Below are 25,476 nucleotides of genomic sequence, written 5' to 3'. Positions count from 1 at the left end.
TAAACTATCCAGAGAGATAAACGAGTATGTATTCATTAGTCCGCAAGGCACTTTTTTCCCTTGATGCTGAAAAAGCACACGATCTTACTATTCAGGCGTTAAAAATTATTGGAAAATCGCCTTTAAATCCCCTTTTGAAAATGATTTTATCTTGCCCGACTGGTTCTCCAAAAACAGTAATGGGACTACAATTTAAGAATCCAATTGGTTTAGCTGCAGGCGCTGATAAAAATGGTGAGGCGATTGACGGCTTTGGTGCAATGGGGTTTGGTTTTATTGAAGTTGGTACCGTAACACCATTGGCGCAAGACGGCAACCCAAAACCTCGTCAATTCCGCCTACCTGAAGCAGAGGGTATTATTAATCGCAACGGTTTCAATAATTATGGTATTGATTATCTGATCGAAAATGTCAAACAAGCAAAATATGACGGTATTTTAGGCATTAATATTGGTAAAAATACCTTTACTAGCGTAGAAAATGGCAAGGCGGATTATATTTTCTGCTTAAATAAAGCTTATAACTACGCAGACTACATCACAATCAATATATCTTCCCCAAACTCTCCAGGCTTACGCCAATTACAATATGGCGATGCATTAGATGATTTATTGCAAAGCATAAAAGAAAGACAGCAAATTTTAACTCAGCAATATAATAAATATGTGCCGATTGCAGTGAAAATCGCTCCTGATTTAACGAAAGCGGAGTTAGTACAAATCGCAGATACGTTACATCGTCACAAAATGGATGGGGTCATTGCGACTAATACAACAATTTCACGTGATACCGTGAACGGTCTTAAAAATGCAGAACAACAAGGCGGTTTAAGTGGTAAACCATTGCAAAATAAAAGCACCGAAATCATCGCTTATTTACATCAAGAACTTAAAGGCAGTATTCCGATTATTGGCAGTGGCGGTATTGATTGTGTACAAAATGCACAAGAAAAACTCAGTGCAGGCGCAGAATTATTACAACTATATTCTGGATTGATTTATCACGGTCCAAAATTAATCAAACAATTAGTGGAAACAATCAAATAATTTTCTATACTTATTCAATAAAGTGCGGGAAATTTTTTGAAAAATGACCGCACTTTTTATTTAGGAATCAAAAATGACAGTAATTTATGATTTGCATTGTCATAGTACAGCATCCGATGGTGTTTTATCACCAACTGATGTTGTGAATAGAGCTGCTGAAAAAGGTGTCAATGTTTTGGCTCTTACAGATCACGATACTGTATCAGGCCTAGCAGAAGCCAAACAAGCCGCGAATCAACAAGGCATTCAATTAATCAACGGTGTCGAAATCTCTACCTATTGGGAAAATCGAGCAATTCATATTGTTGGTTTAGGCTTTAATGAAAATTGTGAAAAAATGACCGCACTTTTAGGTCAACAAGCAGCATTACGTCATCAAAGAGCGATTGAAATAGGTGAGAAACTAGCAAAAATTGGTGTATTGAATGCCTTTGATGAGGCTAAAAAATTTGCTACAGGCGAAGTAACTCGTGCCCATTATGCTCGTTTATTAGTACGACTAGGTAAGGTTAGCAATGAAAATCAGGCCTTTAAAAAATACTTGTCACAAGGAAAATCCTGCTATGTGAAATCACAGTGGTGTGATATTCCAACCGCAATTGATACTATTCATCAAGCAGGAGGCTTGGCTGTATTAGCTCACCCATTACGTTATACAATGACAACGAAGTGGCTAAAAAAACTGATCACAGATTTTAAACAATGGGGTGGTGATGGAATTGAAGTTTCCGGTTGTGGTCAAACTAAAGATCAACGTTTGTTATTAGCCAAATGGGCAAAGGAAAATGAATTATTAAGTTCTGTGGGGTCAGATTTTCATTTCCCTTGCAGTTGGATTGAATTAGGTAAATCCTTACATTTACCAGATGGTTGTGAACCTATTTGGGATAAATTAATAAATTGCTAACCTTATCAAAATTGGCAGAGTTTTAAATCTTGTAAAAACTCAATAAATGCTTTGGTTTTGGCTGGCAAATGACGTCGATGCGGGTAAACCACATTAATATCAAGTGGTTGCTGTTCATAATCAGCTAAAATCTCTACAAGTTCTCCATTTTTTAAGGCTTCTTGAATGAAAAAGCTTGGTGTATTAATAATCCCTAAGCCTGTTTTTGCAATTTCCATTAAAGTCATACCATTATTGCATACCATTCTTGATTGCATTTTGACACGACAAAGTTGTTTTTTTTGCTGAAATTCCCAATAAATTTGGTTGCCTCGTGCTTTATACAATAAACAATGATGCTTGTGTAATTCTTCCGGTGTTTGTGGTGTACCATTCTTTTCTAAATACTCAGGAGAAGCTACAACATGCATTGAAGCAGTGGCTATTTTTTTTGCTACTAACGAACTATCTTGTAAATGACCAATTCGCAAGGCGAGATCATAACCTTCAGAAATTAAATCCATCATTCGATCATTAAAAGAAATGTCTATGTGCAAATTGGGATGTGCTTTAATAAAAGAAGCAAGATTTGGCGTAATAAAGAGCAAGCCAAAATCACGTGGTACGGAAATAGTCAAGTTTCCCTGTAATGCAGTGGCTAGTGAACTTATACTTGATTCAGCTTCTTCTAGCTCAACTAAAATTGGCAGACAGCGTTGATAGTAAACAAGTCCAGCTTCTGTAGGTGAGATTTTCCGAGTTGTACGTTGTAATAATCTTGTCTTAAGTTGTTCTTCAAGTTGAGCAACTAATTTGCTTGCCATAGCAACCGAAATATTTTGCTGCGCTGCAGCTTGTGTAAAACTTTGCGTTTCGATGACTTTGCAAAAGACAGAGATTGCATTGAGTTTGTCCATTTATATACCTTTTTTAAAAAAAGAGTTGACCTGAAAGCAGATAGTTAGCAATATAGCGACTATTTTATATAAGTTTGAGTAAATTGGGTAATAAATAATGAGTAAATCCCTGGTTATTGTGGAATCGCCAGCTAAAGCGAAGACCATTAATAAATATTTAGGTAGCGATTATATTGTTAAATCTAGTGTTGGTCACATTCGTGATTTGCCAACGGTAGGTTCAAGTACGGGCGAAAAAGCAAAACCGGTTTCAACAAAAGGATTAAGTACAGAAGAAAAATTAGCGCTCAAACAAGAAAAAGATCGTAATGCATTGGTGAAACGTATGGGAATCGACCCTTATCACCAATGGAAAGCCAATTATCAAATTTTACCGGGCAAAGAGAAAGTTGTTTCTGAACTCAAATCCCTCGCCAAAAAGGCTGATCATATTTACCTAGCAACCGATTTGGATAGAGAAGGAGAAGCGATTGCGTGGCATTTACGTGAAGTTATCGGTGGTGATGATTCACGTTTCAGCCGTGTAGTATTTAATGAAATTACAAAGAATGCGATTAAACAAGCTTTTGATAAACCTGAACACCTAAATTTAGATCGTGTAAATGCGCAGCAAACGCGCCGTTTCTTAGACCGTGTTGTAGGTTTTATGGTGTCTCCATTATTGTGGAAAAAAGTTGCACGTGGTTTATCAGCTGGTCGAGTACAATCAGTTGCAGTTAAATTACTTGTAGAGCGAGAGCGTGAAATTAAAGCTTTTCAGCCTGAAGAATATTGGGTAGTTGATGTTCTTACTCAAACTCAAGTAAAAGATGCACTTCACTTAGAAGTTACTCAATTTAAAGGTAAGAAATTCGATCCAAAAAATGAGAAAGATGCTCGAAGTGCGGTCGATTTCTTGCAAAAATCTGATTATGTCGTTTCAGAATTAGAAACCAAGCCAACAAGCTCTAAACCCAAAGCACCTTTTATTACCTCAACTTTACAACAAACTGCAAGTACGCGTTTAGGATTTGGGGTTAAAAAGACAATGATGTTAGCACAACGCTTATATGAAGCAGGTTACATCACTTATATGCGTACAGACTCAACTAATTTAAGCCAAGATGCATTAAATATGGTGCGTGGTTATATTGAGTTACATTATGGCAATCAATATTTGCCAACAAAACCTAATTTCTATTCAAGCAAAGACAATGCTCAAGAAGCTCACGAAGCTATTCGCCCTTCTGATGTAAATACATTAGCAGAAAGCTTGGCGGGTATGGAAAAAGATGCAATTCGTTTATATGATTTAATTTGGCGCCAATTTGTTGCTTGCCAAATGCCTGCGGCACAATATGACAGCACAACACTGGTAGTAAAAGCAGGAGACTATGAATTAAAAGCGAAAGGGCGTATTTTACGTTTTGATGGTTGGACAAAAGTGTTGCCAGCAATGAGTAAAAGTGCTGAAGATCAAGTACTACCAAATGTGTCTGTGAACGATAAACTTACTCTAAAAGAAGTATTACCAGAACAACATTTCACAAAACCACCTGCGCGTTTCAGTGAGGCAGCGTTAGTTAAAGAATTAGAAAAACGTGGTATTGGTCGCCCATCAACTTATGCAGCTATTATTTCGACTATTCAAGAGCGGGGTTACGTTCGTGTAGAAAACCGTCGTTTCTATGCGGAAAAAATGGGAGAAATTGTGACAGATCGCTTAAATCAATCCTTTGCAGATTTGATGAACTATGATTTTACAGCGAATATGGAAAATATTTTGGACCAAATCGCAAATGGTGAGAAAAATTGGAAAACAGAATTAGATCAATTCTTTAAAGATTTTTCTGAAAAATTGACTCAAGCAGAATTAGATGAGCTTGAAGGTGGAATGAAACCAAATAGTTTGGTTCCAACTGATATAGATTGTCCAACTTGTGGCCGTAAAATGGCAATTCGTACAGCGAGCACTGGCGTATTTTTAGGATGTTCTGGCTATGCATTACCTCCAAAAGAACGTTGTAAAACAACAATCAATTTGATTCCAGAAGTTGAATTATTAAACGTATTAGACGAATCTTCTGAAACAAAAGCCTTAATGGAACGTAAACGCTGTCCAAAATGTAGTACTGCTATGGATAGTTATGTAATTGATCCTCAACGTAAAATACATATTTGCGGTAATAACCCAAATTGTGATGGCTATGTATTGGAGCAGGGAAGTTTCAAAATTAAAGGATATGATGGTCCAATCGTACAATGTGATAAATGTGGTGCAGATATGCATTTGAAACTTGGTCGTTTTGGTAAATATATGGGCTGCACAAACTGTGACAATACCCGTAAAATTCTCAAAAATGGCGAAGTTGCTCCACCAAAAGAAGAGCCAACTCATTTCCCTGAATTAAAATGTGAAAAATCAGATGCTTATTTTGTATTACGTGATGGAGCAAGCGGTGTGTTTATGTCAGCACATAACTTCCCAAAATCTCGTGAAACACGTGCACCAAAAGTAGCCGAATTAGCATTATATCGCGATCGCTTACCTGAAAAATTACGTTATTTAGCGGATGCTCCACAATTAGATCCAGAAGGAAATGATGCTATTATCCGTTTTAGCCGAAAAGAAAAACGCCAATATGTAACTTCTGAAAAGAATGGTAAAGCGACTAAGTGGATTGTTGATTATCTTGATAATCAATGGGTTGAAAGAAAAAAATAATTTTTGCAAAAAGAAAAGACTAGAGTAATTGCTAGTCTTTTCTTCTTGAATGAATGCTTATTCTGTTTTATCACTCTTATTTAATAAAAATAAAGCAATAGCCCCCAATGCAGAGTAAGCCAAAAACTTGGAACTTAAGAGTTTTTTACTCAAAAGAGAGACTGCAAGAGAGCGCACAACAGGCTGATTTAATGAAGATGCGATTTGTGAAACCGAATCGGCTAGAAAAGATGAATTATCTGCTTTAGGTTTCTTAGCAAGCCCGTAAAGTTTCATACGTAATGCATTTCCCTTCATAATTAATAATTCTTTTTCTTCATCAAGTTCTGTTCTCATAAAAGCTCCGTATCACTACTAGATCCTTTCTTGTTTTGGCTACTTAAAGCACCTTTCAGTGCCTGGATGTCATTTTTCACTTCATCAAGGGTAGTCACCATAAAATTACGTTGTTTTGTTACGGTATTACGCATTACCAGTAATAAAATCAAAATAATCAAAAAAGCACCCGCACTTATACCAAAGAAAACAAGGTGTTTAATTTCTGGTGCAATAATACTATTTAAACCAAACAATAAACTTATAAAAGAAATTAATAATAAAATTAAGATCAAGAATAATGCTGTAAACAAGGTTACGAGAAAATTCTTTTGTTCAACGAGCTCAATTCTCGCCATTTCTAAACGAACATGAATTAGCTCTAATGAGGTTAGGGTAATATTTTTAACTTTATGTAAAATTTGCATTTATCGTCCTAAATTGTAAGAAAAGGCTACATTTTGTAGCCTTTTACAACCGTAAAGACTTATCTCTTAGAGATTAAGACACCTAACAATAAACCAATCACTCCAGCAACACCAATCGCTTTATAAGGATTGTCTTGTACTAATTCATCAGTTTGCTTGATAACTTCTTTAGTTCCCGCTACAGCATCCTCTTTTAATGAACCGAATTGTTTCTGTAATTTAGAAACTCGTGAATCAAGACTCGATTTAAGTTTTTTGAGTTCATCTGCACCAGCTTTTGATTTCTCATCAAAAAGCTCTTCCGCATTATCTAAAATATCACGGATTTCACTTAATAACTCATCGCGTTTCTTATCGAATTCTTTACTCATTTATAGATACCTCCATTAATTTTTAAGGAATGATCTAACTCAAAAAATAAGCTAGACAGATCCATACTAAACTGATCTGAATCAAAAAGTCAAATTGATAGCATAAAAAATGATATTAAAATAACCTTCTTTTTTAAAGGAATTAGCACATAATTGGTCAAATTATAACACCATAAAGAATATAGAAACTGCTATATATCATATGATTTCTAGGTTATAGTGAAAGTAGTAGTATTAGATGATCTAGGAGCTCAAATGAATTGTTTTCAACGTATTATCACTTCACTTATTACCGTTTTCGTACTGCCTTTTGCTGCCATTAAAAATTTATTCATTGATAAAGAATCCTCATTTTTGATGAGATTAAGTTCTGTTTTTCTCACTTTCTTTTTCATCATGCCTTGCCTTGTCGTACGAATTTTATTTGGAGATGAAACAACTTCAGATAAAGAAAATTTTCGGCAATGGTTAAAATCTGTTTATAGTTTTGAAAAATTAGCAGATGAAATTATAAATAAATTAGGGGAACAGGATAGTTGGAAGCCAGAAGAACTGCTCAATTTTGCTTTATCAGAACATTTGCCAAGTGAAATAGCTCTCTTTTTTATCGACTGGCGTGATAGTGATGAATTCATATGGCGAGTTAGTAAAATTACAAAGTTTTATCACATAAAAGAGATAGAATGGACACAAAAAAATCTAGAAGAAGATTTACCTGAAGAATTGATGAAAATAGCTCATGAATATTTTTATAAAGAAGGCATACTTTTATACAATGCAGAGACCAATAGCGATTCTTACTGTATAATTACAATTTTAAAAAATCAAAAAGAAGCGTTTGAATCAGCATCGCAAAAATGGGGGATTTTGGTCAGAGAAGCCAATCAACCATTTTAAAAAAGCTCATCTATAAATTAAAGATAAAGAAAACCATCTTTGCTCTAATACAAAGATGGTTTTTTATTTCTATCCTGGTGACGATGTCACAGATAACAAATTTATTTCATCAAATTACTTTTGATGAACCTTTATATAATAAATGGTTTTATTTCTTAGATTTTTCTATAAGGAAAATTATCTTATAGCTTCCTATATAAATTCATAAAATAGAAGTGATCTAAATTAACTCTATTCAAATAATCTTTTCTTAAAATTATATTCCTATATACAAATTTATACCTAGGGTAGTTAGTTCATTGAACAATAGTGTCACATTAACATTTAATTTAACATAATATACATTATGCGAAATTAGTTATAAGGTTAGTAAAAACTACGTACTAAGAAAATCACAGACTTATACACAAGTCACATTTACTATCTAAGCAATGTTAAATATTGGTTTATAGCACCTTGTCACAGGTATGTTTACAGAGTTATACCCTGACATATTTACAATGTAAGCTAAATTTAAATATAAAGATTGCATTTTTGTTGGAGGGAAAATAAAAAACCGTAGCTTTTTTCGCTACGGCTTTTATTTTTTTGATTGCGCTACGTAAAATCTGAAATTTTATCTTATCTGATGTATTGAATTATTTATCTAGCGTTATCACTATTTTCTCATAATTAGGCTAATAATTTAGCACCATATTCATAAACTTTTTTTAATAATTCCAACTTCTCAGGGTTATTATGATTCTCTTCAATTAAGCGTTGTAAATTTTGCTCAAATTCGACCGCACTTTGTTCAAGTTTCTTATGGCGATATTTTTGCCATTTGATTTGTTCTGCACGTGTTAATGTACTGAAATGATGTCTTGCTCGATAATGAAATAATAATTCAGGTATTCGTTTATCTTTGAATGCCAAACCGTGCTCAGCAAGTTTATCTACTGGTAAATTTCTCAAAATCGCCATATTGTTTTTATCGCTAAAATCAAAGAATCCACTATATAGCTCAGTTTCCACATTTAAGCTTGGTTCAAACACTTTATCTTCATTTGTAAAAATATCAGTGACAATGTCACGAATGTTTGCAGAATTTTTTAAGCGTTGTAAATTTTGCAAACAGAATTCTCTATCAATTCCCAAGCGCAGTGCATTCTCTGGCAATAAAACTTTAGCGGGGGCTAAAATTGGGCATTTATTAATATGAACTAATTTCAATGGAACAGGTAAAATCCCTTTTTCTAAGAGTTCTGCTTTGGGCGTATATAAATTTTGACGTAATTCAGCAGCACTTTTAGTGAGTAAATCATCAAGATTTGCCGATAAATCGCAAACAATTACAGCATTTTGATTGATTGGATGCCAGGCAAGTGGCACAACCCAAGCAGTATTTCCACGATAATTACCTAACATACCCGACACGTGAACTAAAGGTGTCATATTAGCAACATCAATTAGGTTTTCAATTTCTTTCTTACCACGATTCTCAAAGAAAAACTGAAAAAGTTTCGGTTGTTTTTCTTTGATTAGTTTTGCCATTGCAATCGTTGCATAAACATCGGCCATTGCATCGTGTGCATTACTATGTTCTATGCCATTTACCTGTGTTAATTTTTCCAAGCGAAATGATGGCATACCATTTTCATCATGTGCCCAATTAATTCCTTCTGGACGAAGTGCATAACAAGCACGGACAAGATCAAGTAAATCCCAACGTGAATTACCATTTTTCCAGCTATATTCATAAGGATCAATGAAATTACGGTAAAACGTATAACGGGTCATTTCATCGTCATAACGAATATTATTAAATCCCATGACACAAGTATTTGGCTGGCTAAATTCTTGCAAAATTCGCTCAGCAAATTCGGGTTCAGAAATCCCCTTTTCATTACATTCTTGTGGTGTAATGCCAGTCACTAAAACAGCTTCTGGTGAAGGCAAATAATCGTTAGTTTGCTTGCAATACAGCATTACTGGTTCACCAATAATATTGAAATCAATATCAGTACGAATGCCAGCAAATTGAGCTGGGCGATCAGAAGCTGGATTGACACCAAAGCTTTCATAATCGTAAATAAAAAAGCTGAAATCACCTGTTGTGGACATAGGAAAACTCGATTGAAAATAAAAGGGATTCTAACACAACAGAGAAAATTGAGAAAAAAGAAACCGCACTTTTGTGCGGCTCTTATCATAAATTTGAGGGTTAATTGATGATTTTATCTAAATAGAATAAGCAGAAAATAGCTGAAATTCCAATGGCTATCCCTACCCCATTGATTTTGCTTATTTTTTCTTTAAAGACTAATGCCCCGGTAATCGTGCCTAAACAAATCACGCCAATGTTCATTCCCGCAAAAACTAATGTTGGATTTTCGCTGAAGCTTTGGTGCGCTTTAATATAGAAAAGAATGTTCATAAAGTTTAAACCACCGAGAATAATCCCTCCAACAAAACTTGGTACTGTAAACACTTCACGTTTTAGTAATAAATAACCAAACATTACACAGGCTGCTAACACAAAGGAAATAAATAACGTTGCTGGGAATGCACCGCCACTTTTCGCAACTTGTTTAAACAGAATATCGATAATACCGTAACCAAACCAAACTAAAATAAGTCCAACCATACCTTTAATGTTGCTTTCTGTATCTGTCGGTTTATTTAATAGACAGAACAACGCTACGAACGCCAATATAATGCCAATTAAACGTGCTTGGCTTAGTTGTTCACCAAAAATTAAAAAGGCAGCAACGATAGGTAAAAATAACGATAGCCGTTGTGCTGCATCAGAGCGAACAATGCCCGCAAATTCAACAGCCTTCGACATAATGATAAACACTGTAGGTAATAAGATACCGAGTGCGAAAAATACTGGCGCATTTTCACTTTGCACCACAAACTCTGTGAAACCTAATCCTTTAAAGTCAGGTTTTAATAAAAAGTAACTTAACCCAAGTGCGACAATATAATTAAAGGCAATCGCTTGTTGAATTACAATATTTTTTTTACGTGCAACTTTAAGTAAAACTGAAACCGCTACACTGCAGAGAACGGCAATAATAAGATTATGCATTTTGCTTTCCTTAAGTGGTTAGAAAGGTTCGATTATAATCTTTTTCTTGTTTATGAAGAAAGAACCAATGAAAAAATTTAAATACGTTTCAATCTTATTTGTTAGTTGAAATGTATATTTAATATGCCTAGAATACGAAGGACTTTTATATCAATAAATGGAGATAAATATGAAATTCAAATCATTGCTGCTCGCATTACCTTTAGCTTTAACAACAATGTTTGCTCAAGCTGAGAATACGGCACTTAAAACAGTCAAAAGTGAATATACTGCAGTCGAAACTGTAGAAAAAATTAAAAATGCTGTGACTGAAAAAGGCATGAAAGTCTTTACGGTTATTGATCATCAAGCGGCGGCTAAAGAGGCTGGTTTAACTATGCCTTTTGCCAGTGTAGTGATTTTTGGTACACCCAAAGTGGGAACTCCAATGATGATTGCTTCGCCAACTTTAGCAATTGATTTACCTATCAAAGCACTTGTTTGGGAAGATAAAACGGGTGAAGTATTTGTAACCTTAAATGATACTGATACTATTGGTAAAAAACACGGTTTATCTGAAGACATATATGGAAAATTAAAAGGTGCAGAGAAATTAATTCCAAGCATTGTTACTAAAAAGTAATTCATTTTCTCTTATCATTGAAACAGAAAGTGCGGTCAAAATATTGAAAGTTTTGACCGCACTTTTTCTCGTCTTTAACTACTCTGTTGCACCAAATCCACGCAAGCCAACCACGTGAACGTGTTCCTGGTTGCCTGCAATTTTACGCACCAGCTTATAGGTTGTGCCTTTTTCTGGGCTGATATTTTCAGGTGCAGCGATAAGCAATTGCATATCTAAACGCTCACATAATTCAAATAAGGTTGAAATGGATTTGGCATCTAAACGTGCAGCTTCGTCTAAGAATAATAAGCGACAAGGCACAATATCTTTACCGCGAATACGACGGGATTCTTCTTCCCAACTTTGTACAACCATTAATAAGATTGACATACCTGTACCGATCGCCTCACCTGTTGATAATGCGCCACTTTCTGCACGCAACCAACCGTCAGCACCACGATACACTTCCACTTCAAGATCGAGATAATTACGATAATCGAGTAACTCTTCACCAATAGTTTGTGCAGTACGTTGCCCCATATCAATATGTGGGTTTAAACGTTGATAAAGTTTGGCAATAGCTTCTGAGAAAGTCATTCGATTATCCGTGAAGAGATCTTGATACTCTTCTTGTGTGCCTGATAAAGCATCAAGCAACATTGCGTGGGTGTCACGAATATTCACCACTAAACGCACCGATTTCACCTGACCAAACGCAATATTTTGTAAGCCCTGATTCAACATACGAATACGGTTTTGTTCACGTTGAATAGTCTTACGCATAATGTTTGCCACACTTTCAGAACTGATTGCCAATTTTTGCTCACGACGTGTCAACTCATCGGTTAAACGAGACAACTCAATTTCCATTTGCTCAATTGCATCAATTGGATCATCTGTTTTAATGATGTCTTGACGAATACGCTCACGTAAATGTTGATACACGGCAATAAAGAAGCGGACTTTATTTTCTGGCTTACGGTTATCTTCTGATAAACGCAGGCTGTCGCGTAAATATTCATTGTCAGCCACTGCAGTACGTAATGCACCCAACGCTTTATCCGACATTGAACGCAATTCATCTGCAGATAAATAAGCAAACTCACGGCGATTTAAACGTTTTTCCACATCACTTCCTCGAGATAAACGCATCACCACACACCAGCTCACTTTGGCTGCAACCACTAATTCACGCTGTGTTTTATAATCACGTTCTGCTTTACGAATGCGTGCAGCTAAACCATTTGCCTCACTTTCAATTAAGGTTAATTGTTTTTCGACTTGTGAGCGGCGAGTACGGCTCGTCGATAATAATTGATGCAATTCATCACGGCGTTGTCGTGCTCGTTCTTCTGCGCCTTCATCTGCTCTCACGCCTAACTCGCCAACTTCTTGCAACAACTCTTGTAACATTTGATTTTTGTTATTGAATGAAGTTTGTAGCTCAATATATACACGGTTGTAATTACTATATTGTGCTTGTTTTTGGCGTAACTGCTCACGCTGAAGTTCACGCTGTTGCTGCATTTCCTCTAATCGTGCACGTAATTGTTCGTTTAATTCTGACGTTTCAGATTGGACTCGTTCTTCATAAGCAAAATGTGGTTTACGCTGTACCACATCAGCCAATGCAAATAAGCGTTGTTGAACCTGTTTTTGTTGAGAAATGGCTTGCTCATAATCTGCTTTTAAGCGTTCATAATTTTCTGGATCGCTTTGTAAAGTATTCGCAATTAGTTCTAATTGTGACAACGTAGCGCCGTATTGACGAATAAATAACTCATCTTGCTCTGCAATATCTAGTTGCTCACGGCATTCTTCAATACGATCAATTAAACTTTCATCTGCAAGCAAGGCTAACTGAGGAAGAATTTTATTCAACAGTTGCATTTTCTCTTTTGCACTGTCTAACTGAATACGTAATTGCTGTTCTGTTGTATTAAAGTGATTTAATTCACGTTCAATTTCATTACGTTGCTGAGCAATTTCTGCCATTAATTCTTCAGGGTTTGGTTGGAAGGCTAATGCAAGATGTAACCCCACGAATTGGCTGAAATGTTCGTGCAAACGCTGGCATTTTTGGACATCAAATGCACGCTGTGCGTACTGCTCTGCAACTTCATCACGTTGTACTTGTAACTCTTCTAAATATTTCTCACGCGCTGCACGTCCAAATAATGGAATGTCAGGGAATTTTGAATAACGTAATTCACGTTCAGACACCTGAACAACTACACCGTGTGCCAGTTCTTGAGCAGATAGAACACTATCATCAAACGCTGCTGGGTCGCCCTCGATTAAGTAGAGATCATCTGGGCAATCTTCTAATTGTTCTAATTGTGCTTTGATAGCTTCCAAATCACGCACCACAATCGCGTGGCGTGCAGGTCCATAAAGTGCTGAGAAATAAGGCGCATCTTCAATTGGTACATCATCATAAAGCTCTGAAAGCAACACACCACCAAAACGCTCTGCAAGCACATTCAAACGAGCATCTTCTGAACCATCTGGCTGGCTTAAACGTGAAACTTGTGCTTCTAATTGTTGGCGTTTTTGCTCTAATTGGTCACGTTCAATCGTCAATTCACGTTCTTTCACCAATTGTGATTGCATAAAATTCATGACATCTTGGCTATCTGTAAACGATTGTCCACTTTGCTCTTGTAAGCGTTCTAACGCAGATTGTGCAGTCAACCAAGCTGGCGCTTTTTGTGCATTTTCGTTATAAAGTGCGGTCAATTGTTCGCGTTTTTGACGTAAAGTTGAGCGTTGTTCCACTTGTTCAGATAATTCTGCGCTCACATCTTCCAACAATGCTTCTTGTTCTGCGTGGTATTCTTCCAACTCGTCTGTGGTCGTTAAATCTAAGTTTGCACGTTGATTAAAATCTTTTAATAAACGCACCGCACTTTGTTGTTGTGCATAACGCTGTTCAAGTTCGTGTAACTTAGCACGCAATTGTGGTGTTTGTTGGGCTTGTACTTTTTGGCTTGGATATTCACGTAACAATTCTTTTGCTTGCTCAAATGCCGCTGAACGTGGAATGTCGCCAGCCACTTTACACACAAGCTGATAAGCTTTGTCGAATTGCGTTTTTGCGGCTTCAGAAATTGACATTTTATGTTCAAGTTCAAGCACTTGTTCAGTCAAACTTTCTGCGTGAGCATCAAATTCTTCATGATACGCATCAATATTTTTAACACTTAAATCCGCTAAGCCACATAATGTTTTTGCTTTTTCAAGTGCAGCGATAGCTTGTTGATATTGTAATGCTCGGGTTTGTTGTGCATCTAATGCTTGTTGATAATCCGCTAATTGTGCACGAATTTGATCCACTTCGTGCTCAGTTTGCTCAACGTGCATTTGCGCTTCTTCTAAATGCTCATTTGCGGTTTCAACAACGATTTTTTGCTCTTCTAAACGTTCAACAATTTCTGCAACATCTTCTTGATAACGTGAAATTTTTTCTTGATGGCGTAACGCATTGAGTACTAAATTCAAGTGATCAACCGCACTTTGGTGATCCACTTCCAATGTTTTTTCGTTTTCTGCTAATTCTGCTGACTCACGACTTAATTCGACTAAACGTTGTTGGGAAAGACGTTGTTCTGATTTGGCTTTATACCAATCTTGGCGAAAACGCACCGCACTTTCGATGTTGCCACGACGTTCATTTGCATTACGCATATAGTCTGAGGCCACATAGTTGGTAGTTTCAGTAATTAAATGTTTGAATAAATCACGATCAGATTGAGTCACTTTGATCGCTTCTAAAGTCATACGGTTTTCACGTAATGCGCTTTCCATATCTTGGAACGCTTTACGCACGCCTAAGTTTTCAGGCAATAAATAGTCACGTAAAGAACGGGTGATCGCACTTGAAATACCACCGTAAAGAGAAGCCTCGATCAATTTATAGAATTTGCTACGGTCAGAAGAAGAACGCAGACGTTTAGGGATAATCCCTAAATCGAACATCATTCCATGGTAATCCGTAATAGAATGATATTGCTTAAACTGTGCGCCCACCTGCTCCATTTTGTCTTTTAATTCATTTAATGAAAGCACGCGCGCTTGGCGTTCGCCAACAATTTCAGTGAAAACAGCTGTTGGATTTTCAGATAAGGCTAAACCTTGAATAGAGAAGGTTTTGATATCCACTTTTTTATCACGCCCTGCCACTTGTTGTAGTCTTGCTCCGACGATAATTCGTTGGTTGCGTGAGTTGATCGTATCTAATGCCGCATAACACACACCTGGACGTAACTTACCGTGTAACCCTTTATCACGTGAACCACTAGTAGCGCCCGCCTCTGTGGTATTACGGAAATGTAATAAGGTTAAATCAGGAATCAATGCAGTCACAAAGCCTGCCATTGTGGTAGATTTACCCGCACCATTACCTCCAGAAAGCGTCGTCACTAATTCATCTAAATCAAAAGTACGTGCAAAAAAACCGTTCCAGTTAATTAAAGTTAATGAACGGAATTTACCACGCGGCACATTGTGAGCGTGGTTAAGGGTAGCTTGAGGAACAACAGATTCTGCTTGTTCGATGTTTTCAAGGGCTAATTCTTCAGACATTCTCTTTATTCCTCATCATCTAATTCATCTTCAATTTCTTCATTTTCGACCGCACTTTCTGCGTTGGCTTGTCGTTCTAATGCTAAAGATTCTGGTGTTGCCGCTTCCCCGTCACGAATTAAGCGTAATTGTGCTTCTCGTGGGTCATCGCCTGAGCGCACTTCTGCCCCAAAACGGAATACTGATTCTGAAATCGTAAACTTACCGCTATTTTGTTCACCAACTGTATGGATCATACCTAAACGGCGTAAACGGTTTAACGCTGCACGTACTTTTTCTGCTAATTTTTGTTTATCTAAATCAGAACCTGAAGAGCGTTGGTTTACTGCTTTTAATAGTTTGTTTTCATCCGCTAAATTTAATAATTCATCATACACTTCTTGTGTACTAAAAATACCTTGCTGGGCTAAACGCTCGGGGCTTAAATAGAGATAACATAACACTTTTCCTACTAACATTTCGAGCTCAGTCAACACAGAACGCGCGATTAATGTCGTTGCTTTGGGACGTAAATAGAAGAAACCTTCTGGCGCACGAATGAGCTCCACATTATAACGGCGGTAGAAAGTATCTAATTCACCTTGGAAATCCATTAAAAATGCGTGATTGTCTAATTGATCAATACTAATATGTCTGCCTGAACGCAATTGGCTATCCACAGCAGGAAATAGCGGATTTGCAATCGCCGCTGCCAATTTAGTTGAAATGAGATCTTGAAGATTGTCTGTCATTGTTTGTTCTCTATTTATAAAATTTCGCTAAAACTTACCGCACTTATTTATACTCATCAATTGGATGAGCCTGCACTTCCGCACCACGTTGGTTGATTGGCTCCCAATGCGGATAAATACCACTTAAATCATCTTTTGCCAAACCTAAACGGACTGCTTGATCAACGATAATACGTGCTACATCAAAATGTTTTGTGACAGGGTAATTTTCTAATTGTTCTTTTAACACTAAACTTAAATTAATTGGGCGGTTATGCTCTCGATAATCAATTAATAAGCCTTGCATATGTTCCACGATTTGATCGTGTAAATCCGCAAGGGATTCATATTGTAACTCTTCTGGCAATTCACCTAAGGCATCTTCTTCACGTAGTGCTAATTCTTCATCACGTAAATCAATTAAACGCTCTGCTTGAGCCGTCCATAAGAACCAAGGCTGATCAAAATAGTGATGAATAGAATTACGCAGACGTTGTGAAAATACGCGGTTTTTATCCATATCAATTGCGGTACGGATAAATTTATGTACATGGCGATCGTAGCCAATCCATAAATCGATAGCTTGCTGGCCCCAGCTGATAATACGGTCGAGTTTTGATTGCAAATCGGTAATTAATTGTTCCACAAAATACAAATTTTCCTGACCGATCACACAATCTTGAATACGTAATAATTGTGCTTGTAATTTGTCCCCTGCGGCATTTAACGTATCTTGTAATTCGCGTAAGTTGCCTGATGTTTCATCTAATAAACGTTCACAGCTTGCTATTGCCGCTTGCCAATCTTTTGTTAATAATTCAGCAATTTCTTCTTTAATGCTCTGCTGATTTTCATCCATCACGCGTTGAGATAAATCAATACTGTCAAAAATCTCTGCCACAGAATATTTCAGTGGAGCAAACACATTACGACGCCAATGATGCTCATCACCTCCCTCTTCTGCTGCTTCTGAAGCACGTTGAATTTCATCAGCCACAATAGAAAGTTGAACAGATAAACGCAATGCTGAAAATTCACGCTGGCGAATGTAATAATCTGACACCCCTACACCCAATGGAGTTAAACGATAGATCGATAACCCTTCAGTAAATTCACTACTAAAACGATTTAGAAAACGCTGTTTTACAAGCTCATTAATAGCATTGTTAGCACGTGTAGAAATGGTTTCTGAGGACTGCTCAAACGCACTCGAAATATGGCGGAAAATATCGACTAAATCTGCCTCTAGCATCTCGCCATCAAGGCGTTCGTTATTATAAATCGCAATAGCCAATAGAAAGGCTAAACGCTCTGTCGATAAATTTAAAGAAAACTCACGCTCTCTTGCCCAAGAAACGAGCTCAGGAATTGTTTGTGATGTTTCAAGCATTAAAAAAGTCTCACAACGGGGGTAAATTACGCAAAAAAATTTGGTTGATTATACAGGATTTTGTCCATTCTAACAGTGAAGAAATTCACAAAAAATCGACCGCACTTTTCCTCATTTACGAATTTTTATTGGAAAAATCCGGATTAAGCCTTACTATACGCAGATTTTTTAACGAATGACGAATAAAGAGAATGACAGAAACAACTCAACAAGATAAAAAACAGACTTACAACTTTAATAAGTTGCAAAAACGCTTACGTCGCAATGTCGGCAACGCTATTGCTGATTTCAATATGATTGAAAATGGCGACAAAGTAATGGTTTGCCTTTCAGGCGGAAAAGATAGCTATACGCTGTTAGACATTTTATTAAATTTACGTTTAAATGCCCCGATCCATTTTGATATTGTGGCGGTTAACTTAGATCAAAAACAACCGGGTTTCCCTGAGCATATTTTGCCTGAATATTTAGCAAGCATTGGTGTTGATTATAAAATCGTTGAAGAAAACACCTATGGTATTGTGAAAGAAAAAATTCCTGAAGGTAAAACGACCTGCTCACTTTGCTCACGTTTAAGACGAGGTATTTTATATCGTACTGCAACTGAATTAGGGGCGACCAAAATTGCACTAGGTCATCACCGTGATGATATGTTAGAGACCTTATTCTTAAATATGTTCTATGGCGGTAAATTAAAAAGTATGCCACCTAAATTAATTAGCGATGACGGAAAACAAATTGTGATTCGTCCACTTGCCTATTGTAAAGAAAAAGACATTGAAAAATATGCTTCAGCAAAACAATTCCCGATTATCCCTTGTAACCTTTGTGGTTCTCAACCGAATTTACAACGCCAAGTCGTCAAAGAAATGTTACAAACATGGGATCGTCAATATCCAGGTCGTATTGAAACAATGTTTAGCGCAATGCAAAATATTGTACCTTCTCATTTATGTGACACAGCACTCTTTAATTTTAAAGACATTAAGCGCGGTCAAATTTTAGAGAATATTGAAGGCGATATTGCTTTTGACAAACCAGACTTCTCTTCCCAAGTCTTAATTGATGACGAAGATCAGAATGATTTTTCAGAAAATGAAATGATCCAATTTAAACAAGTTCAATAATACTTTGTTATTGTGTAAGAATAAAACAATTGGAACGACAAAATAAAAGAGAAAACTAATACGAAGGAGAATATATGACTCAACAAGCAATCTTCGCTGGTGGCTGTTTCTGGTGTGTCGAAGCCGTCTTCAATCAAATTAAAGGTGTGAAAAAAGCGACCTCTGGTTATATTAATGGAACCACTGAGAACCCAACTTATAAAGAAGTCTGTACAGGCGAAACGGGACACGCAGAAGCGGTGAAAGTCGAATTTGACGAATCTGTGATTCGTTATGAAAAATTATTGGAGATTTTCTTTTCTATTCATAATCCAACACAATTAAATCATCAAGGGGAAGATATTGGTACACAATATCGTAGTGGAGTTTATTATTTAAGCGATCAACAAAAACAACTTGCAGAACAAAAAATAGCAGAATTACAACCGCACTTCGAAGCTCCTATTGTAACTGAAGTTCTTCCAGCTCAAATATTCTACTCTGCTGAAGAATATCACCAGGGATACCTCTTACAAAATCCTCAAAATACGTATTGTACCCTTGTGGCTACCCCTAAATTCTTAAAAGCAAAAGTAAAATTTGAAGAAATATGGAAATAAATAAGGCTATTTTGCTTTATATTTAACTTACGCCGAAATTTAAATAAAATTTCGGCTTTTTATTTTCATAACTTATATTCAACTTACCTTATTTACATTAATTAAATATAAGTAAAATAAATTTACAATAATAAGATTAATAAACAAACAAGCTTTTAAATAAGGGCTTGTCATTATTAAAAAGTTCATTTTTTAATGTGTAAAAGTTTGTAAAAGTCATTTTAATAATATCTAGTATAAGAGTATTTTATTATAGAACATAAAATATAACAGTTTTGTTCAAATAAAAAGCTAGTGATGTATAGGCATCAAATATAAGATATTTAAGAGGCTTTCGAATGAAAAACTTAACATTTAAAAATAGCTTACTTACTTTATTGGTAACAGGGATGTTAACAACGGAAGGTTTTGCAGTAACACCTGACCTTATACCAGTAAGTAACAATCAATATAGAGCTAACATTATGGGAGCACAGTTGCCTACTACAGGCACTGCGCCAATTATGAACCATCAACAAGCTATTCTTCCAAATAGAAGATCATACTTACAGCATGGCTTCAATTCTGTTGAAATGCAATTAGCATTAACAGATAGAACCCTTAATTTAGCTAAAAAGAAAGGTCAAATTAACCAACACAGAAATGATATTATCGATAGACAAATTCAACAACAAAGCCTACCGATAGTACAAATTCCACAGCAACAAATTCAACATAAACCTCAAGTACAAAAACCTAGTGTTACTAATGTTACAATCAATAAACATAATCAAACAAATGTAACAAATATTGTTTCAGCTGTTGTTCATAATACATTATCAATCACTCAAAATAACAATATTAAAATTAATAATATTAGAATTGATCACGGAAATAATAAAGAAAACACCGCTCAAATTGCTCAAAATAAGAAAGACATTAAGAACATTCAAAATAATATCAACAAAAACAATGTAAATATTGTCAATAATCGTCAAGATATTAAAGCGAATCAAATAAATATTTCAAAAAACAGTAAAGATATTTTAAATGCTCAAATTGAAATAAATAAAAATAAAGGTGCTATACAAAAAAATACAGGCAATATCCAAGCTAATAAACACAACATTCATAATAACAGTGTAAATATTGCGCATAATACCCAACGCATCAATCACAATCGTCACGATATCAACGTGAACCGCACCCACATTATCAATAATGCGGCGAATATTGCAGATAACCGTGGTCACATTATTAACAACGCTCACAATATTGCACACAATCGCGCTGACATTAATGTAAACCGTGCACACATCATCAATAATGCAGCGAATATTGCAGATAACCGTGGTCACATTATTAACAATGCACACAATATCGCACACAATCGTGCTGACATTAATGTAAACCGTGCTCATATCATTAATAATGCACATAATATTGCGCATAATAACCAACGTATTAACATTAATTCTGCTCGTATTGATCACAATAGTCACCGCATTGATGTGAATGCATCACGCATCAACCACAATCGTCACGATATCAACGTGAACCGTGCTCACATCATCAATAATGCAGCAAATATTGCAGATAACCGTGGTCACATTATTAACAATGCACACAATATCGCACACAATCGTGCTGACATTAATGTAAACCGTGCTCATATCATTAATAATGCACATAATATTGCGCATAATAACCAACGTATTAACATTAATTCTGCTCGTATTGATCACAATAGTCACCGCATTGATGTGAATGCATCACGCATCAACCACAATCGTCACGATATCAACGTGAACCGCACCCACATTATCAATAATGCGGCGAATATTGCAGATAACCGTGGTCACATTATTAACAATGCTCACAACATTGCACACAATCGTCACGATATCAACGTGAACCGTGCACACATCATCAATAATGCAGCGAATATTGCAGATAACCGTGGTCACATTATTAACAATGCACACAATATCGCACACAATCGTGCTGACATTAATGTAAACCGTGCTCATATCATTAATAATGCACATAATATTGCGCATAATAACCAACGTATTAACATTAATTCTGCTCGTATTGATCACAATAGTCACCGCATTGATGTGAATGCATCACGCATCAACCACAATCGTCACGATATCAACGTGAACCGCACCCACATTATCAATAATGCGGCGAATATTGCAGATAACCGTGGTCACATTATTAACAACGCTCACAATATTGCACACAATCGTGCTGACATTAATGTAAACCGTGCACACATCATCAATAATGCAGCGAATATTGCAGATAACCGTGGTCACATTATTAACAATGCACACAACATTGCACACAATCGTCACGATATCAATGTAAACCGTGCTCACATCATCAATAATGCAGCGAATATTGCAGATAACCGCGGTCACATTATTAACAATGCGAAAAACATTGCAGACAACCGTACCGATATCAACCGCAATATTGCTAATATTCGCGATAACCGTACCGATATCGACCGTAATACTGCTAATATTCGTGATAACCGTACTGATATTGATCGTAATATTGCTAATATCAAAGACAATCGCACAGATATCAACGCTAACCGCACAGATATTAATGTAAATCGTTCACATATTATTAATAATGCGAAAAACATTGCGGATAACCGTGGTCACATTATTAACAATGCGAAAAACATTGCAGACAACCGTACCGATATCAACCGCAATATTGCTAATATTCGCGATAACCGTACTGATATTGACCGTAATACTGCTAATATTCGCGATAACCGTACTGATATCGACCGTAATACTGCTAATATTCGTGATAACCGTACTGATATTGATCGTAATATTGCTAATATCAAAGACAATCGCACAGATATTAATGTAAATCGTTCACATATTATTAATAATGCGAAAAACATTGCAGACAACCGTACCGATATCAACCGCAATATTGCTAATATTCGTGATAACCGCACCGATATCGACCGTAATACTGCTAATATTCGTGATAACCGTACTGATATCAATACAAACATTGCGAATATCAAAGACAATCGCACAGATATTAATGTAAATCGTTCACATATTATTAATAATGCGAAAAACATTGCAGACAACCGTACCGATATCAACCGCAATATTGCTAATATTCGCGATAACCGCACCGATATCGACCGTAATACTGCTAATATTCGTGATAACCGTACTGATATCAATACAAACATTGCGAATATCAAAGACAATCGCACAGATATTAATGTAAATCGTTCACATATTATTAATAATGCGAAAAACATTGCGGATAACCGTGGTCACATTATTAACAATGCGAAAAACATTGCAGACAACCGTACCGATATCAACCGCAATATTGCTAATATTCGCGATAACCGTACCGATATCGACCGTAATACTGCTAATATTCGTGATAACCGTACTGATATTGATCGTAATATTGCTAATATCAAAGACAATCGCACAGATATTAATGTAAATCGTTCACATATTATTAATAATGCGAAAAACATTGCGGATAACCGTGGTCACATTATTAACAATGCGAAAAACATTGCAGACAACCGTACCGATATCAACCGTAATATTGCTAATATTCGTGATAACCGTACTGATATCGACCGTAATACTGCTAATATTCGTGATAACCGTACTGATATCAATACAAACATTGCGAATATCAAAGACAATCGCACAGATATTAATGTAAATCGTTCACATATTATTAATAATGCGAAAAACATTGCGGATAACCGTGGTCACATTATTAACAATGCGAAAAACATTGCAGACAACCGTACCGATATCAACCGCAATATTGCTAATATTCGCGATAACCGTACCGATATCGACCGTAATACTGCTAATATTCGTGATAACCGTACTGATATTGATCGTAATATTGCTAATATCAAAGACAATCGCACAGATATTAATGTAAATCGTTCACATATTATTAATAATGCGAAAAACATTGCGGATAACCGTGGTCACATTATTAACAATGCGAAAAACATTGCAGACAACCGTACCGATATCAACCGTAATATTGCTAATATTCGTGATAACCGTACTGATATCGACCGTAATACTGCTAATATTCGTGATAACCGTACTGATATTGATCGTAATATTGCGAATATCAAAGACAATCGCACAGATATCAACGCTAACCGCACAGATATTAATGTAAATCGTTCACATATTATTAATAATGCGAAAAACATTGCGGATAACCGTGGTCACATTATTAACAATGCGAAAAACATTGCAGACAACCGTACCGATATCAACCGCAATATTGCTAATATTCGCGATAACCGCACCGATATCGACCGTAATACTGCTAATATTCGTGATAACCGTACTGATATTGATCGTAATATTGCGAATATCAAAGACAATCGCACAGATATCAACGCTAACCGCACAGATATTAATGTAAATCGTTCACATATTATTAATAATGCGAAAAACATTGCAGACAACCGTACCGATATCAACCGCAATATTGCTAATATTCGCGATAACCGTACCGATATCGACCGTAATACTGCTAATATTCGTGATAACCGTACTGATATCAATACAAACATTGCGAATATCAAAGACAACCGTACAGACATCAACACAAACATTGTGAATATTGCGAATAACCGTCACGATATTGATGTGAATGCAGGTAACATTGCAAACAACTCTCATAACATTAATGTAAATGCTGGCAACATTGCTAACAATGCAAACAACATCAACATTAATGCGGGTAACATTGCTAACAACAGCAACAATATCAATATTAATGCAGGCAATATTGCAAGTAACCGTACTGATATTAATGCGAATATTCAAAATATCGCGAATAACCGTACCGATATTAATGCGAATATTCAAAATATCGCACATAACCGCAATAACATTAATGTGAATACGCAAAATATCGTGAACAACCGCACTGATATTAATGCAAACACTCAAAATATCGCGCTTAACCGCACTGATATTAACGTAAACGCACAAAATATCGTGAATAACCGTAATGATATCAACGTAAACGCACAAAATATCGCGAACAATCGTGCTGATATTGATGTGAACATTCAAAACATCGCAAACAACCGCACTGATATTAATGCGAATACGCAAAATATTGCGAATAACCGTACCGATATCAACAAAACTATTGTTAACGTGATTGATAACCGTAAGGATATTAATGTTAATGCAACGAATATTGCGAATAACCAACAAAATATTCATAACAACAGCGTTAACATCCACAATAATAATGTGAATATCGCACAAAACCGTACTGATATCCAAGTGAACCAAACTAATATTCACAATAACGCAGTGAATATTGAACAAAACCGCAAAGATATCACTATTAACCAAAACAACATTCAACAAAATACTGTGAATATTGCGAATAACCGCAAAGAAATTCAGATCATTAAATCAAATATTAATGTGAATGCAGGAAATGTTGAGACAAATGCGAAAAACATCGAAGTCAACAAAGCTGGTATTGCAAGACTTGATCAAAGTGTTAATCGCTTAAATAAAGAGGTTCAAACTGGCCTTGCAACTCAAGCAGCATTAAGTGGCTTATTCCAACCATATAACGTAGGAAAAGTGAACGTAAGTGCAGCTGTAGGTGGTTATAAAGGTAAAACTGCAGTGGCAGTGGGTACTGGTTACCGCTTTAGCAAAAATGTTGCTGCGAAAGCAGGTTTCTCAATGGGACCTAACGGTAGTGGAACATCATATAATGTTGGTGTGAATTTTGAATTCTAATTCATAACAAAACATTCC

The 25,476-nt window shown here is 36.1% G+C and carries 17 protein-coding genes; 8 read left to right on the top strand and 9 right to left on the bottom strand.

The features are described 5' to 3' along the window. The first annotated feature begins 26 nt into the window (after window positions 1–26). Both pyrD and rnm read left to right on the top strand, forming a co-directional pair. On the top strand, window positions 27–1,046 hold the full coding sequence (gene pyrD, locus CKV78_RS03625; protein WP_005762133.1) for a quinone-dependent dihydroorotate dehydrogenase: 1,020 nt from the start codon (window positions 27–29) through the stop codon (window positions 1,044–1,046). A gap of 73 nt (window positions 1,047–1,119) precedes the next feature. Beyond that, complete coding sequence (gene rnm / locus CKV78_RS03620) at window positions 1,120–1,953, top strand: RNase RNM (RefSeq protein ID WP_005762132.1); 834 nt, start codon at window positions 1,120–1,122, stop codon at window positions 1,951–1,953. Between the two features lie 5 nt (window positions 1,954–1,958). Here rnm and CKV78_RS03615 read toward each other — a convergent pair whose 3' ends face one another. Next, entirely contained in the window at window positions 1,959–2,849 is an 891-nt protein-coding gene (locus tag CKV78_RS03615) for a LysR family transcriptional regulator (protein WP_005762131.1), read from the bottom strand. A 97-nt stretch (window positions 2,850–2,946) separates the two neighbouring features. On the opposite strand from CKV78_RS03615, the gene topA reads away from it, so the two are divergent. After that, on the top strand, window positions 2,947–5,553 hold the full coding sequence (gene topA, locus CKV78_RS03610; protein ID WP_005762130.1) for a type I DNA topoisomerase: 2,607 nt from the start codon (window positions 2,947–2,949) through the stop codon (window positions 5,551–5,553). 57 nt (window positions 5,554–5,610) lie between these two features. On the opposite strand, the gene CKV78_RS03605 is transcribed toward topA, so the two are convergent. From CKV78_RS03605 to CKV78_RS03595, 3 genes are read right to left on the bottom strand one after another with little or no spacing between them, the layout of a single operon-like run. Beyond that, complete coding sequence (locus tag CKV78_RS03605) at window positions 5,611–5,889, bottom strand: hypothetical protein (protein WP_005762128.1); 279 nt, start codon at window positions 5,887–5,889, stop codon at window positions 5,611–5,613. Continuing rightward, a complete protein-coding gene (locus CKV78_RS03600; RefSeq protein WP_005762127.1) occupies window positions 5,886–6,296 on the bottom strand; it encodes a phage holin family protein in 411 nt (136 codons plus the stop codon). Before CKV78_RS03600 ends, CKV78_RS03605 begins: the two co-directional genes overlap by 4 nt. A 59-nt stretch (window positions 6,297–6,355) precedes the next feature. Beyond that, window positions 6,356–6,667: a DUF883 family protein gene (locus CKV78_RS03595; RefSeq protein WP_005762126.1), complete on the bottom strand. Its 312-nt coding sequence runs from the start codon at window positions 6,665–6,667 to the stop codon at window positions 6,356–6,358. A 255-nt stretch (window positions 6,668–6,922) separates the two neighbouring features. Here CKV78_RS03595 and CKV78_RS03590 point away from each other — a divergent pair, with 255 nt between their 5' ends. Beyond that, window positions 6,923–7,564 carry a DUF6630 family protein gene (locus tag CKV78_RS03590; RefSeq protein WP_032855146.1) on the top strand — a complete coding sequence of 214 codons (642 nt, stop codon included), beginning with the start codon at window positions 6,923–6,925 and terminating at the stop codon, window positions 7,562–7,564. A 672-nt stretch (window positions 7,565–8,236) separates the two neighbouring features. Here the strand turns inward: CKV78_RS03590 and sbcB are convergent. Both sbcB and CKV78_RS03580 read right to left on the bottom strand, forming a co-directional pair. Continuing rightward, on the bottom strand, window positions 8,237–9,667 hold the full coding sequence (sbcB, locus tag CKV78_RS03585; RefSeq protein WP_005762124.1) for an exodeoxyribonuclease I: 1,431 nt from the start codon (window positions 9,665–9,667) through the stop codon (window positions 8,237–8,239). Window positions 9,668–9,767: 100 nt separating this feature from the next. Then, window positions 9,768–10,637, bottom strand: a complete 870-nt coding sequence (locus tag CKV78_RS03580) for a hypothetical protein (RefSeq protein ID WP_005762123.1) — start codon at window positions 10,635–10,637, stop codon at window positions 9,768–9,770. A gap of 169 nt (window positions 10,638–10,806) precedes the next feature. On the opposite strand from CKV78_RS03580, the gene CKV78_RS03575 reads away from it, so the two are divergent. After that, complete coding sequence (locus CKV78_RS03575) at window positions 10,807–11,259, top strand: DUF302 domain-containing protein (RefSeq protein WP_032855145.1); 453 nt, start codon at window positions 10,807–10,809, stop codon at window positions 11,257–11,259. Window positions 11,260–11,337: 78 nt separating this feature from the next. Here the strand turns inward: CKV78_RS03575 and mukB are convergent, their stop codons facing one another. From mukB to mukF, 3 genes are read right to left on the bottom strand one after another with little or no spacing between them, the layout of a single operon-like run. Beyond that, entirely contained in the window at window positions 11,338–15,825 is a 4,488-nt protein-coding gene (gene mukB, locus CKV78_RS03570) for a chromosome partition protein MukB (protein ID WP_005762119.1), read from the bottom strand. A gap of 5 nt (window positions 15,826–15,830) precedes the next feature. Then, window positions 15,831–16,556 carry a chromosome partition protein MukE gene (mukE, locus tag CKV78_RS03565; RefSeq protein ID WP_005762118.1) on the bottom strand — a complete coding sequence of 242 codons (726 nt, stop codon included), beginning with the start codon at window positions 16,554–16,556 and terminating at the stop codon, window positions 15,831–15,833. 43 nt (window positions 16,557–16,599) lie between these two features. Then, window positions 16,600–17,925, bottom strand: coding sequence for a chromosome partition protein MukF (gene mukF / locus CKV78_RS03560; RefSeq protein ID WP_005762117.1), 1,326 nt, complete (start codon window positions 17,923–17,925; stop codon window positions 16,600–16,602). Window positions 17,926–18,116: 191 nt separating this feature from the next. On the opposite strand from mukF, the gene ttcA reads away from it, so the two are divergent. The 3 genes from ttcA (at window position 18,117) to CKV78_RS03540 (ending at window position 25,458) form a co-directional block, all read left to right on the top strand. Then, window positions 18,117–19,052, top strand: a complete 936-nt coding sequence (gene ttcA, locus CKV78_RS03550; protein WP_005762115.1) for a tRNA 2-thiocytidine(32) synthetase TtcA — start codon at window positions 18,117–18,119, stop codon at window positions 19,050–19,052. A 74-nt stretch (window positions 19,053–19,126) separates the two neighbouring features. After that, window positions 19,127–19,651: a peptide-methionine (S)-S-oxide reductase MsrA gene (gene msrA / locus CKV78_RS03545; protein WP_005762114.1), complete on the top strand. Its 525-nt coding sequence runs from the start codon at window positions 19,127–19,129 to the stop codon at window positions 19,649–19,651. Between the two features lie 338 nt (window positions 19,652–19,989). Continuing rightward, window positions 19,990–25,458, top strand: coding sequence for a YadA-like family protein (locus tag CKV78_RS03540; RefSeq protein WP_095075281.1), 5,469 nt, complete (start codon window positions 19,990–19,992; stop codon window positions 25,456–25,458). Window positions 25,459–25,476 lie beyond the last annotated feature (18 nt).

Source organism: Pasteurella dagmatis (assembly GCF_900186835.1).
GTDB classification, from domain to species: Bacteria; Pseudomonadota; Gammaproteobacteria; order Enterobacterales; family Pasteurellaceae; genus Pasteurella; species Pasteurella dagmatis.
This window is presented reverse-complemented; position numbering and strand designations above follow the sequence as displayed.

Bases quoted from the DNA above. Each gene is read 5' to 3' on its own strand.
- CKV78_RS03590 (WP_032855146.1), top strand. From the start codon at position 6,923: ATGAATTGTTTTCAACGTATTATCACTTCACTTATTACCGTTTTCGTA.
- CKV78_RS03605 (WP_005762128.1), bottom strand. From the start codon at position 5,889: ATGAGAACAGAACTTGATGAAGAAAAAGAATTATTAATTATGAAGGGA.
- mukB (WP_005762119.1), bottom strand. From the start codon at position 15,825: ATGTCTGAAGAATTAGCCCTTGAAAACATCGAACAAGCAGAATCTGTT.
- mukF (WP_005762117.1), bottom strand. From the start codon at position 17,925: ATGCTTGAAACATCACAAACAATTCCTGAGCTCGTTTCTTGGGCAAGA.
- msrA (WP_005762114.1), top strand. From the start codon at position 19,127: ATGACTCAACAAGCAATCTTCGCTGGTGGCTGTTTCTGGTGTGTCGAA.
- CKV78_RS03600 (WP_005762127.1), bottom strand. From the start codon at position 6,296: ATGCAAATTTTACATAAAGTTAAAAATATTACCCTAACCTCATTAGAG.
- pyrD (WP_005762133.1), top strand. From the start codon at position 27: ATGTATTCATTAGTCCGCAAGGCACTTTTTTCCCTTGATGCTGAAAAA.
- CKV78_RS03540 (WP_095075281.1), top strand. From the start codon at position 19,990: ATGAAAAACTTAACATTTAAAAATAGCTTACTTACTTTATTGGTAACA.
- mukE (WP_005762118.1), bottom strand. From the start codon at position 16,556: ATGACAGACAATCTTCAAGATCTCATTTCAACTAAATTGGCAGCGGCG.
- sbcB (WP_005762124.1), bottom strand. From the start codon at position 9,667: ATGTCCACAACAGGTGATTTCAGCTTTTTTATTTACGATTATGAAAGC.
- rnm (WP_005762132.1), top strand. From the start codon at position 1,120: ATGACAGTAATTTATGATTTGCATTGTCATAGTACAGCATCCGATGGT.
- CKV78_RS03595 (WP_005762126.1), bottom strand. From the start codon at position 6,667: ATGAGTAAAGAATTCGATAAGAAACGCGATGAGTTATTAAGTGAAATC.
- CKV78_RS03575 (WP_032855145.1), top strand. From the start codon at position 10,807: ATGAAATTCAAATCATTGCTGCTCGCATTACCTTTAGCTTTAACAACA.
- CKV78_RS03580 (WP_005762123.1), bottom strand. From the start codon at position 10,637: ATGCATAATCTTATTATTGCCGTTCTCTGCAGTGTAGCGGTTTCAGTT.
- ttcA (WP_005762115.1), top strand. From the start codon at position 18,117: ATGACAGAAACAACTCAACAAGATAAAAAACAGACTTACAACTTTAAT.
- CKV78_RS03615 (WP_005762131.1), bottom strand. From the start codon at position 2,849: ATGGACAAACTCAATGCAATCTCTGTCTTTTGCAAAGTCATCGAAACG.
- topA (WP_005762130.1), top strand. From the start codon at position 2,947: ATGAGTAAATCCCTGGTTATTGTGGAATCGCCAGCTAAAGCGAAGACC.